This is a genomic window from Vibrio pectenicida (genome assembly GCA_024347015.1).
In the GTDB taxonomy this organism is placed as follows: domain Bacteria; phylum Pseudomonadota; class Gammaproteobacteria; order Enterobacterales; family Vibrionaceae; genus Vibrio; species Vibrio pectenicida.
Map to the genome: position 1 here is coordinate 1,094,362 of AP024890.1, position 12,797 is coordinate 1,107,158.

Annotated in this window: 9 protein-coding genes; 6 read left to right on the forward strand and 3 right to left on the reverse strand. The window is 41.7% G+C overall.

Features of this window, described 5'->3' with window-relative positions; genetic code table 11:
- Positions 1–10 precede the first annotated feature (10 nt).
- A complete protein-coding gene (locus OCV27_RS19905; protein WP_125320809.1) occupies positions 11–1,648 on the reverse strand; it encodes a methyl-accepting chemotaxis protein in 1,638 nt (545 codons plus the stop codon).
- A gap of 318 nt (positions 1,649–1,966) precedes the next feature.
- Here OCV27_RS19905 and OCV27_RS19910 point away from each other — a divergent pair, with 318 nt between their 5' ends.
- Positions 1,967–2,965, forward strand: coding sequence for a 2-hydroxyacid dehydrogenase (locus OCV27_RS19910; RefSeq protein WP_125322861.1), 999 nt, complete (start codon positions 1,967–1,969; stop codon positions 2,963–2,965).
- 36 nt (positions 2,966–3,001) lie between these two features.
- On the opposite strand, the gene OCV27_RS19915 is transcribed toward OCV27_RS19910, so the two are convergent.
- Positions 3,002–5,362: a Lon protease family protein gene (locus tag OCV27_RS19915; RefSeq protein WP_125322862.1), complete on the reverse strand. Its 2,361-nt coding sequence runs from the start codon at positions 5,360–5,362 to the stop codon at positions 3,002–3,004.
- A 216-nt stretch (positions 5,363–5,578) separates the two neighbouring features.
- On the opposite strand from OCV27_RS19915, the gene OCV27_RS19920 reads away from it, so the two are divergent.
- Together OCV27_RS19920 and OCV27_RS19925 are read left to right on the forward strand one after the other, a co-directional pair.
- Positions 5,579–6,064: a hypothetical protein gene (locus OCV27_RS19920; RefSeq protein WP_125322863.1), complete on the forward strand. Its 486-nt coding sequence runs from the start codon at positions 5,579–5,581 to the stop codon at positions 6,062–6,064.
- Positions 6,065–6,086: 22 nt separating this feature from the next.
- Positions 6,087–7,712: an ABC transporter ATP-binding protein gene (locus OCV27_RS19925; RefSeq protein ID WP_125322864.1), complete on the forward strand. Its 1,626-nt coding sequence runs from the start codon at positions 6,087–6,089 to the stop codon at positions 7,710–7,712.
- 94 nt (positions 7,713–7,806) lie between these two features.
- Here the strand turns inward: OCV27_RS19925 and OCV27_RS19930 are convergent, their stop codons facing one another.
- Positions 7,807–8,706 carry a LysR family transcriptional regulator gene (locus OCV27_RS19930; RefSeq protein WP_125322865.1) on the reverse strand — a complete coding sequence of 300 codons (900 nt, stop codon included), beginning with the start codon at positions 8,704–8,706 and terminating at the stop codon, positions 7,807–7,809.
- Positions 8,707–8,863: 157 nt separating this feature from the next.
- Between OCV27_RS19930 and OCV27_RS19935 the strand changes: the two genes are divergently transcribed.
- The 3 genes from OCV27_RS19935 to OCV27_RS19945 all read left to right on the forward strand — a co-directional run bounded on the left by OCV27_RS19935 (position 8,864) and on the right by OCV27_RS19945 (position 12,738).
- Positions 8,864–10,555, forward strand: coding sequence for an L-lactate permease (locus OCV27_RS19935; protein WP_125322866.1), 1,692 nt, complete (start codon positions 8,864–8,866; stop codon positions 10,553–10,555).
- Positions 10,556–10,612: 57 nt separating this feature from the next.
- Positions 10,613–11,749 carry an FMN-dependent L-lactate dehydrogenase LldD gene (gene lldD, locus OCV27_RS19940; protein ID WP_125322867.1) on the forward strand — a complete coding sequence of 379 codons (1,137 nt, stop codon included), beginning with the start codon at positions 10,613–10,615 and terminating at the stop codon, positions 11,747–11,749.
- A 200-nt stretch (positions 11,750–11,949) separates the two neighbouring features.
- Positions 11,950–12,738 carry a PhzF family phenazine biosynthesis protein gene (locus tag OCV27_RS19945; protein WP_125322868.1) on the forward strand — a complete coding sequence of 263 codons (789 nt, stop codon included), beginning with the start codon at positions 11,950–11,952 and terminating at the stop codon, positions 12,736–12,738.
- Positions 12,739–12,797: the final 59 nt, after the last annotated feature.

The following is a 12,797-nucleotide window of genomic DNA, read 5'->3' on the forward strand; positions in this document are numbered from 1 at the left end:
AGGCCTCAAGCTAAGCTAGCTTGAAGCGATGGATCATTGACATCAAATTGTCTGAGACACGGTCAAGTTCTGTACTCGCACTCGACATCTGTGCTGACTCTGCCGACACCGATGAAGCCATATCACTTAAACTCACCATATTGCGATTCATTTCATTCACTGTCACCGTTTGCTCTTCAGCCGCAGTGGCAATATGCTGGTTCATCTCTTCAATGGTGTGTACTTCCTGATTAATCTTGTTAATTGCCGTGCCAGCTTGACTTGATAACTCCGATGCATTGGTAGCTCTCGCCGTTCCATGATCCATTGCTTTAACCACATTTTCAGCACCAACCTGAAGCTTCTCCACAATATTCTGGATTTCAAGTGTCGATTCATGTGTTCTTAGTGATAAACTTCTAACTTCATCTGCAACCACAGCAAAACCCCGTCCTTGCTCACCTGCCCTCGCTGCTTCAATTGCTGCGTTTAATGCGAGCAAGTTAGTCTGCTCAGCAACACCACGGATCACTTCTAAAACGGTGTCAACATTGCGTGCATCTGTGGCCAGTTGCTGCACAACCTGACTGGCAGACTGAATTTCTCCAGCAAGCTCGTTAGCGCCGCCAACGTTTTTATCTATAATTTCATGACTATGATTGGCCTCCTTAGCGGCCAATCGACTAGCATCATTAGCTTCGACCGTACGTGCTGCTACCTCTTCAACAGTAGCCAACATTTGCGTCATCGCACTTGCCAAAGTTTCAACATCGCTTTGCTGCTGATTCAAGCTATGGTCGATATGTATTGCTGACCTTGATAGCTGGCCAGCAGCACTTGAGACTTCACTACCTGAGTCACTAATGCTGAGCATAATATCCTGAACCGAACCCACAAATTGATTAAAATATTTGGCCAAGTCTATTAGCTCTTTACTGCCTTTCTCTTCTAACCTCTGTGTCAAATCACCTTCACCTTGAGACAGTGTTTTCATTGCGCTTACCGTGCGCTTTAGAGGGGTGGTAATGGTTTGGATAAAGAATCCTATTGCTAAGGATAATAATATAAGAATAATTACCGCATAGCCTGTAGATGCTACTTCAGAGCTACGCATATCGGCCTCAAGGGCCACCATATTCATTCCAGAACCAATCATCCACCCCCACGGCTGAAAAATGGTCGCATAGCTGGTTTTAAGATCTGATGTGGTCGAATTAGGGTTTTTCCAATAATAATCAACAAATCCACCACCTTTTTGCGCTAACCCATATAGGTCTTGAACAAAATAGCGGCCTTCACTATCTTGTAAGTCGCGAATATTCTTGCCAATCAGTGATTCAACCCCTGTTGCAAGCTGAACTCCCTCACGACTCACTACAAAAATGTAATTATTACTATCAAATCGCATCGCTGATATTGCTTTCAACGTACTCGATTTTGCTTCACTTTCAGAAATTTTACCCGATTGATATTGTTGATAGTTGTGTTTCACAACACCAGTGGCTGCTTCAACTAGTGTTGAGACTCCGCGTTCATAGTTTTCTCGCATGTGCTGCCGAGATTTATCGATATTTAGAAACGTATTTGCCAACAATCCAATAGCAAATAAGCCTAAGATGGACCATGCTCGTGTCGCTATTGACACCTCAGATAGCTTTTTTGTAATCATGTTTATATATCCTAGCCAGAGAATAAATACCTTTAAGCACCTAGCTACAACATCCACCTAACTTAATGATAATAAAGCTAAGAGCTATTTAATTTATCTCTAATAATTTAGCAGTAAATTTTGATCTTTATGGGCAATTTGTATGTAATTTATGCACTTTTATTTTTAATAACAAAATAGACATTACAAGCATCGGTATGCATTGAGGTTTTACCTGAGTATGTTGAACTTTTATCAGTAATTAATTCTTTAACTTTGCTCAATTTCACGCTTCAATATCACTAAGTTTTTCCTCATCGTAAATTTTGAGAGGTCCATATGTTAGATGTCGCCGTTTTCAGCGCTAAGTCGTATGACGAAGTATCATTTAGAAAAGTAAATAAGCAATTTGGCTTTGAACTGCATTTTCATGATTTCCAACTCACGAAGAAAACTGCCAAGATGGCACACGGCTGTAAGGTAGTGTGTGCCTTCGTTAATGATGACTTGTCTGCTCTAGTATTGAAAGAACTAGCATTACAAGGCGTTAAGCTTATTGCAATGAGATGTGCTGGTTTTGATCGAGTAGACCTTGATTTAGCTGAGGGTTTAGGCATACAAGTCGTTAGAGTGCCGGCTTACTCTCCAGAGTCAGTTGCTGAGCACACGTTAGGGTTGATGATGTGTTTAAACCGCCGTTTCCATAAGGCATATCAACGTACTCGAGATGCTAATTTTTCTCTTGATGGACTGGTCGGCTTCAACTTCCATCAAAAAACGGTTGGTGTTATTGGTACAGGTAAAATAGGTATCGCTACCATGCGGATCCTTAAAGGACTCGGCATGACGATACTCTGTTATGATCCATTTGAAAACCCAATCGCATTAGAACTTGGGGCAACTTACTGTAGTAAAGAAGAACTTTTCAAGAAAAGTGACGTCATAACGCTGCATTGTCCAATGTCTGAAGATAATTATCATCTCCTCGATAATAGCGCTTTCGATAAAATGAAAGATGGTGTCATGATCATTAATACCAGCCGTGGTGGCCTGCTGGATGCAGCAGCAGCAATTGAGGCTTTAAAAACAGGAAGGATTGGCGCACTTGGGCTAGATGTATACGAAAATGAAAAAGATTTATTTTTCCGCGATAAATCAAATGATATTATTGTTGACGACGTTTTTCGCCGCCTCTCTGCCTGTCACAATGTTTTATTCACCGGCCACCAAGCTTTTTTAACTGACGAAGCTCTGGGCAATATAGCCGATACAACTCTCGGTAATATTAATGCTTTTCACCACAATAAAGCATCAGGGAATGAACTGATTAAGCTTTAAATAAAGAAAAGGGCTTTCTAACGAAAGCCCATGTCTCTATTTACGTAATGCATTAAGTTTAGCCTGCGCAATACCAAATATAGTGTCAATGGGATAACTGCCTTCATCACTTGGCTCTCCAGCAGGTCTACCCATAAATAACTCTATCGCTTCTGTCACATGGTCAATCGCCCATATATGGAATTCACCACGTTCGACTGCTTTTACAATATCGGGTCTCAACATAAGGTTATGCATATTGGCCCTAGGTATGATGACACCTTGGTGGTCACTGCGACCTTTTATTCCACATACATCGAAGAAACCCTCAATTTTTTCGTTCACCCCCCCGATAGGCTGAGCTTGACCAAATTGATTCATAGAACCCGTAATCGCAATACTTTGGCAATTTGGTTGTTTTGAAAAAGCAGAAACGACCGCGCAGAATTCAGCCATACTGGCACTATCCCCATCTACTCCTCCATATGACTGCTCAAATGTAATTGTGGTTGTGAGAGGCACTTTAGCTGTTTTGCCAAAAACAGAAGAAAGATACGCCGTCAGTATCATCACCCCTTTTGAATGGATGCTACCACCCAAATCAACGCTACGTTCTATATCAATAACGTCACCATCGCCGTAGCAGGTCGTTGCAGTAATTCGGTTAGGTGCACCAAACATATATTCACTGGTACTCAGCACCGACAACGCATTAACTTGCCCAGCAGAGTAACCATGAGTTTGTAATAGTGTTGTGCCATTGATAAACCCTTCCATAACACTGTCTTTTAAACGGCTCACTCTTAGCTCTTGATTTGCAAGCGCTTCCTCAACATGGTTCGAACGGATCATATTCGAGTTCGCCTGACGAGCTACATAATTCGATTCCCTAATCAAATTAGCAATATTTGCTGAATGGAGCGAAAGCTTCGTTTGATCTCCTGACAATCGAGAGCTATGTTCGATGATTCGTGCAATCGCCTTTTTATCACAATGCAGCATATTATTATCATGAACCACACTTGAAATAAAACGAGCATATTGCAGCTCCGACTCTGGGGTACGAACCATTTCATCTTCAAAATCAGCCGTGACACGAAATAGTTCACTAAACTCCGGGTCGTAGTGCTGTAGCAATTGATAGGTTCGATAGTCACCAAATAAGATAATCTTTACATCAAGTGGAATGGCTTCTGGATCAAGTGACACAGCACCTGTTAAAGTGACTTCTTTCTCAAGAGAGGTAAAACTCAACTTGCGTGCTCTCAGCGCACGTTTTAGTCCATCCCAAACATAAGGCTGCTCCAAGACTTTCTGTGCATCCATCATTAGCACTCCACCATTCGCTTTGTGTAAACTACCAGGGCGAATCAGTGAAAAGTCTGTGAATACCGTGCCTTTAAATGTTGCCGTCTCGATGTAACCAAACAAACTATGGTAATTAGGGTTTTCTTCGACAACTATCGGAAAATCATCATTCTTACGGCTTACCAGGACGTTAACCTTATAACGTCTAGGCAGTTTTTTATCCAATGATGCTGTTGCGACCTCACCCTGCTCACCGCTTTGTTCTAAAAAAATATCTGCATTATCAACAATATCCTGTTGAAGGTCAGTCAAATATGTTTTTATCGCCGCGTAACCCGAGTAATCTTTTTTTAATTGCTTGATAAAGTGAGTAATCACATCAAGAGTCACATCATCATTGAGTTTCTTAATCTTTTCACTGTACGCTTCTTCCCATTCAGTCAGCTGACGAACCATATCCCGCAGCTTAATTTCAAGTTCATCGATGGTGGAGCCAAAGTATTCCTGCTCTTTTTTAGACAACTCTTCAAATGACTCTTCTGTGTGCATTTCATCATCATTCATCGCAACAAATTGATAGTCGCCTTGACTGGTAATGGTTAGACTGATCCCTTTCGTTTTTGCATCTTTTGTAATGATAGCCAGTTCCGCCTCTTGCTTCTGGGCTAACTGATTTTTTAGTTTATCTGCACGACTGTAATAAAGTTCATTATCAAAGGCCAAAGGCATAGCATTGACCAACTTCGACATCAGCTTTTCGATGTCTTGCTTAAGCTGATTACCGATTCCACGCGGTAAAGCCAGCACTTTTGGAGTCCTAATATCTTCAAAATTAGCAACATAGCACCAATCAAATAGTGTTTTTACGTCATGTTGATGGCGATTTAGGTAACGCATAATCATAGTACGCTTACCCAATCCGTTCTGACCAATGGCATAGATGTTATAGCCCTTTTCCTTAATGGACATTGCAAATTCTACTGCCTTTTGTGCGCGTTTTTGACCAACAATTTCGTCAATAGGTGCCAGCTCTTTCGTCGACTTGCTTGGCAGCATTTCTAGCTGCGCAGCATGGTACAGCTGGCTTGATTCAAGCCTTTGAATTGCCATCTCTATGTTCCTTATCATTATTTTTTTTAGCTCTATAACGTCCAAGTGTAGGCTAGTTTTATTTATATTTTAGTGACTTAGGCACACTCAGCGTTTAAGTGGTTAAATATCACTCAATTCCGTCATCAAACAGCAAATTAAATGATAATTATTTGCAATAACAGCATAATTACTTTTAAATGGTATCAGCAACGACTTTGGTGGAGTTAATCAAATATGGATCTACAACAATGCTGGACTTACTATTTAAAAGCAGAGCAGTTGTTAGAGCAAGGTCATTGGCCAGAAGCCCATCATTTGTATGATCAAGTTCTCACACATTTACCCAATCATATCCACAGCGCCTTAAATGATGACCAAACACAACCTTGTCAATTTGGTTGCCTGCTGAGAAGTTTAAGGGATTCTGCAATTTCGCAATCAGAAATACTCAATAAAATGGGTCAGTACCAAAATGCGTTCGACTTACTCAACCAAAGTTATGGGTTGCTGCAGTTTATGTCGATTGAACCCATCGAACTGGTCGAAGCCACCCATTCAATATTAGATAAAAGTTGTAACGATCTACTATCACACATGGGCGCATTTTGTAGTGCTCAGCGAAATGCACAATGGATGTTAGAGTTTGAACAAGTTCAAAAAGCTCACCATCATTTTTCAGCATTAAAGAGCTATGACAATGCTATGGACAGCTTTCATTAAACGATGAACACAAGGAGTTTAAATGTCACAGATGCCGATTCTTGAGGTTAAGAACCTCTCCATCAGTTTTACAACCAATGATGGTATTGTTGATGCAGTTAAGAATGTCAGTTTCGAGTTGTTTCAAGGAGAAACACTCGCTATTGTAGGTGAATCTGGAAGCGGAAAATCCGTTTCAACCAACGCTGTAATGCAACTACTTCCTAAAAATGCCATTGTAGATAAAAAATCGGTTGCTGTATTTGAAGGAGAGCAGCTACTGAGTATGTCAGAAAAATCCATGCAAACAATTCGTGGCAATCGTATTGGTATGATTTTTCAGGAACCGATGACGTCACTTAATCCATTTATGCGAGTTGGAATTCAGGTGGCTGAAGCGCTCACATGCCACCAGTCTGTCTCAGGATCGCAAGCAAAGCAAAGAGTATTAGAGCTGTTTGAGCTTGTTCACTTACCTAACCCGCAGCAAGCATACAGCAAATACCCTCATGAATTTTCTGGTGGCCAACTACAACGTATAATGATCGCTATGGCGCTCATCAATGAACCCGACATACTTATTGCAGACGAACCTACTACTGCGCTAGATGTAACAGTCCAAGCAGAAGTTCTTAATCTAATCAAAGAAATTCAAGTCAAAATGGGCATGGCGATCCTTTTTATCACTCACGATTTAGGCGTTGTTAAGCACCTTGCTGATCGTGTCATCGTCATGTGTGAAGGTGACGTAGTTGAAGAAGGAAAGTGTCATTCCCTCTTTAGCGATCCTCAGCACGAATACACCAAGATGTTGATAAATTCTGTGCCCAAGGGCAGCAAACACCCTATCGAACCAAATGCATCTCCCCTACTTAAAGCTGAAAATATTCGAGTTAAATTCCTAATTAAAAGCCACTTTATCTCACGTCAAAACCAGTATTTTGAGGCCGTTAAAGGAATATCTCTTGAGCTAAAACAAGGAGAAACTCTTGGTATTGTGGGCGAATCGGGCTCTGGTAAGTCAACACTTGGCCGCGCTCTTATCGGTCTGCTGCCTTACACAGGTGATATTGCGTTTAAAGGTCATGATATAGCTTCTTTAACCAACAAAGAACGATTTGCACTTAAAAAAGACGTTCAGATGGTCTTCCAAGATCCCTATGGTTCTCTTTCTCCTCGAATGACGGTTGGCGATATTATTACAGAGGGATTAACGGTCCACCAACCTCAGCTAAGTCACTCTGAACGCATGCAGCGAGCACGAATCGCTTTAAATGAAGTTCGCTTAGATCCCCAGTCAATTAACCGATATCCGCACGAATTTTCTGGTGGTCAACGTCAACGTATCGCCATTGCTCGTGCTCTAATATTAGAACCTTCCTTTATCTTATTGGACGAACCAACATCTGCGTTAGATCGATCCGTACAGTTAACTGTGATTGATTTACTCAAAGACATTCAGAAAAAGCACAACATTGGGTTTCTGTTTATTAGTCATGATCTCAGTGTTGTGAAAGCTTTATCTGATCGCGTTTTAGTGATGCAAAAGGGTGAAGTGATGGAAGAAGGAACAGCAGAAGAGATTTTCCAGTCTCCGAAAAATGATTACACCAAAAAGCTTATTGCTGCCTCATTCGATTTAGACGAAAAAGACGTCGCAGCCGCTTAATTCCATATTTAGCTATCAAGCCGATGTAGAGGTTGATACATCGGCTTTTTTGGTGCTCATATTTTTCATTTAAAACTCTGTTTACAAGCTTTATCTAAAAATAATGGCTAATCTCAAGATACCGAGTACGAATGTGTTCTATGAGTAATTTCACCTTGTTAGGAGGCTGGCGTGTAAAGGGATACACCGCATAAATACCTAAGCACTTACCCACTAATTCGGGGAAAATATCGACTAGTTGACTATTTCGAATATCATGATAAACCAGACAACGAGGCACATAGGCAATACCATGCCCTCCAATCGCCGCTTTTCTTAATGCTGCAGCATTGTCTGTAAAAAAACTTCCTGAAACCTTCACAATATAGTTATCAGATGACCCTTTAAACTCCCAATCAGAAGCTCCAGTAGTTTGATATGCATACTGCAAGCAGTTATGACCAATTAAGTCATGTGGCTTCATTGGCCTACCATTACGAGAAAGGTAACATGGGGAAGCACACACAACCCACTGAGAATCGAGAATATGGCGAGCTATTAGACTCGAGTCTTCTAGGTAGCCCGTTCTAATAACGAGATCATAGCCGCCATCAATCAGGTCAACAAAACGGTTATCGAGTGACATATCTACTGTCAACCCAGGATATAAAGTACAAAACTCGGCAACGGCGTCTGCGAGTACCAAATCTCCAGATATACAGGGAACAGACATTTTTATATGGCCGCTGATGCTTTCACCAAATCCAGACACTGAATCCATCGCTTCTTGCGCAGCTTGCTTCACATTTCTTGCACCCAGAGCCAGCGTCTTACCAGCCTCAGTTAAGGTCAATTTACGTGTCGTTCTGTATAAAAGTTGGGTACCAACATGCTGTTCTAAACGTGCAATCCTTTTGCTAACTACCGAATTTGTAAGGTTATTTACCTCAGCAACTTTACTAAAACTTCCCAGTTCAACAATCTGTGAGAATAGAATAATATCATCTGATTTCATATTATTATGTGATTTTTGGAATGAATTATTTTCATTATTTCCCTGTATCCATAAAAAATAAAGCGGTAAATTCACTCTAATTTAACACTCACTTCACAATTATTAAACCTGAGAGACTCTGGAGAGTCCTAAGGCCCACTTGTACGAGGATGTACTTATGAGTGAAACGATATTGGCCTTGGTGGCCTTCTCACCAATAGTGGTAGCAGCAGTCTTATTGGTTGGGCTTAACTGGCCTGCAAAGCGCGCGATGCCCGTTGCTTTTGGCATAACCGTTGCTATAGCTTTTTTCATTTGGAATATGTCAACCACTAGAATCCTAGCCTCAACAATACAGGGGTTAGTTATCACTGTATCTGTCCTTTGGATTGTCTTCGGCGCTATATTTCTTCTCAACACCTTAAAACATACAGGCGCCATTTCCACTATCCGTAATGGCTTTACTAACATATCTCCAGACAGACGAGTACAGGCAATTATCATAGCTTGGTGTTTTGGCTCCTTCATTGAGGGAGCATCAGGGTTTGGTACCCCCGCAGCCATTGCAGCTCCTTTATTAGTTGCCATCGGTTTCCCTGCCCTTGCCGCTGTACTTATGGGCATGATGATACAATCTACCCCTGTTTCCTTTGGTGCCGTTGGTACTCCCATCATAGTCGGTGTGAATAAGGGTTTAGATAGCCATAGTATCAGTCAGTTACTCATTGCTAATGGTTCTGATTGGGGGAGTTATCTGCAACAAATAACGTCAAGCGTTGCGATTATCCATGCCTGCGTTGGTACACTCATACCAATGCTTATGGCAATTATGCTTACTCGATTCTTTGGCAAAAACAAAAGCTGGACTGAAGGCTTAGATATTGTTCCATTTGCACTTTTTGCGGGTTTATCTTTTACCGTCCCTTACGCATTAACTGGTATTTTCCTTGGTGCAGAATTCCCATCGTTAATTGGTGGATTGATTGGATTGTCTATCGTGGTATTCGCCGCTAAAAAAGGATTTTTAGTCCCCCGTACTACTTGGGATTTTGAAAGTGAAGACCAGTGGCCTAAAGAATGGTTAGGCTCACTCAAAATAGAGCTTAATGATACAAAAGATAAAGCCATGAGTATGTGGCTAGCATGGTTTCCTTATGTCCTTTTAGCTGTAGTTTTAGTCGCTAGTCGTGTCAGTAGTGACTTCAAAACGCTACTTACCAACATCAGCTTGTCATTTAACCAAATACTCAACCAAGCAGATATCAGCGCTGTTATACAACCTCTGTACCTACCAGGGGGAATTTTAGTTTTTGTCGCTATTATTGCGGTTATGATTCAATCACGCAGTGCTCAACCATTAACTAAAGCGTTTGGTGAATCCAGTAAAACCTTAATAGGTGCAGGTTTTGTATTGGTTTTCACCATCCCCATGGTGAGAATTTTTATTAACTCAGGAGTGAACAGTGCAGATTTAGCAAGTATGCCTGTTACAACCGCCAATTTCGCTGCAGGTATTGCTGGAGATGCCTTTCCTGCCTTAAGTGCTGCCATAGGTGCCCTTGGTGCTTTCATTGCAGGCTCTAACACGGTATCCAATATGATGTTTAGTCAATTTCAGTTTGAAGTTGCTCAAACCTTGTCTATTTCAAGTGCGACTGTTGTTGCCTTGCAAGCTGTCGGTGCTGCTGCAGGTAACATGATTGCTATACATAATGTGGTCGCGGCGTCTGCCACTGTTGGGTTATTGGGTCGAGAGGGAGCTACACTCCGAAAAACCGTGTTACCAACATTATATTACCTCATTCTCACAGGTATCATCGGGCTAGTTACAATCTATGGCCTAAAGATTACGGACGCATTGATGGTATAAAGTATCCGTCAAGAACAACTTAAATTTATCCGATGTTTAAATCTAGGACTACTATCTATGATCATTTCATCTGCAACCGACTATCGAAAAGCCGCAAAATCTAAACTTCCACCGTTCTTATTTCACTATATTGACGGTGGGTCATACAACGAACATACGTTAAAACGCAATAGTGAAGACTTAACGACAATAGCGCTCAAGCAGCGAGTGCTAAAAAATATGTCTCAAGTAGACTTATCAACCGAGATTTTCGGAGAATCATTAAATCTTCCTATTGCCCTTTCTCCCGTTGGTTTAACAGGTATGTATTCTAAACGTGGTGAAGTCCAAGCCGCACTCGCAGCGCAGAAAAAAGGTATTCCTTTTACCATGTCAACGGTGTCGGTTTGCCCAATTGAGGAAGTGACATCCAAGCTTGAAAGGCCGATGTGGTTCCAGCTCTACGTACTAAAAGATCGTGGATTCATGAAAAATGTTCTTGAACGTGCGAAAGAAGCTGGTGTGAGTACGCTGGTGTTTACCGTCGATATGCCCATCCCAGGTGCCCGCTACCGAGATTTACATTCTGGAATGAGTGGACCTAACGCCGCGATGCGACGAGTCTTTCAGGCAATGCGTCACCCTGATTGGGCATTTAATGTTGGCGTAATGGGAAAGCCCCATGATCTCGGTAATATCTCTACCTATCGAGGTAAACCAACCAAGCTTGAAGACTACATTGGCTGGCTAGGTGAGAACTTTGACCCTTCAATTTGCTGGAAAGACTTGGAGTGGATTCGTGACTTTTGGCAAGGCCCTATGGTGATAAAGGGTATTTTAGATCAACAAGACGCCAAAGATGCTGTCAATTTTGGCGCAGACGGCATAGTGGTTTCTAATCACGGCGGGCGTCAGCTCGATGGCGTACTATCTTCGGCCAAAGCGCTCCCATACATAGCCGATGCCGTAAAAGGGGATGTGAAAATATTGGTCGATTCCGGGATTCGCTCAGGGCTTGATGTGGTAAGAATGCTCGCTTTAGGCGCGGATTGTACCATGCTGGGTCGCTCGTATATTTATGCCTTGGCTGCGCAAGGAAGAACAGGGGTTGAAAATCTGCTTGATCTTTATGAACAAGAAATGAAAGTAGCCATGACGCTGACTGGAGCGAACGACATCAGTCAATTAAATCATGATTCGTTGATGTATACCTAAACTCAAATGAGTAGCTGTTAATCAATTTTCTAGATCTTGGCTGAGGTTATGACTCTCAGCCATTTTTCGCGATAAGCACAATGCAATAAAAGTATGACTTTCAGTAGTGATCATCACACAACAGCAATGTAATGCATTACAATTCCCATTGCCATGCATATGATGCCTATAAAAACCATATAAGACACAAGGAATTAGATATGGAACTAGAAATGTTTATTTGCGATGCATTCACCACACAACGCTTTAAAGGTAATGCAGCAGCAGTGGTTCCTTTAAGTGAATGGCTATGTGATGAGACCATGCAGAATATTGCTTCTGAGAATAATCTGTCTGAAACGACATTTGTCAAACCAACCGGAGCCAACAGATATGCTATCCGCTGGTTTTCCCCAAGCTCTGAAGTGGACTTCTGTGGCCACGCAACACTCGCTGCCGCCTTTTGCCTTTATCAGTTCTTTGATTTAGAGGGGAAAATTTTATTCGATACCCTTCATATCGGCACCTTAGATGTAGAGAAAGATCTCTCTGGTCGGATTCTAATGGGGTTTCCTAATAGGTTGCCAATCGAAGCCGAATGTCCCGCCGAGGTCTTTGAATCACTCTCCATTAGCCCAACGAAAGTACTCAAAACGCCTCAGGCTTATTTTGCAGTTTTTGATAATGAAGAGGAAGTAATACAGGTAAAAGTGCGCCGAGAGTACTTAGAGAAACTTGCTCCTTATGATCTTATCGTTACAGCTAAAGGTCAGAATTACGACTTTATATCGCGATACTTTTGGCCTGATGTCGGTGATTGTGAGGACCCTGTTACAGGTTCAGCTCATACATCTCTTGCGCCTTTTTGGGCCAAAGAGTTAAACAAAAACCATTTAAAAGCCTACCAAGCATCACGACATGGCGGCGTAGTCTATTGCCATGTGAGTGATGACAATGTGATCGTTTCAGGTGACGCTGTATTGTATTCAAGAGGCAAGATTTATATCTAATCTCAGGTATTTTTTGCCAGCCAATAATAGAAGTTCATAAGGACATACATCATAAGTGA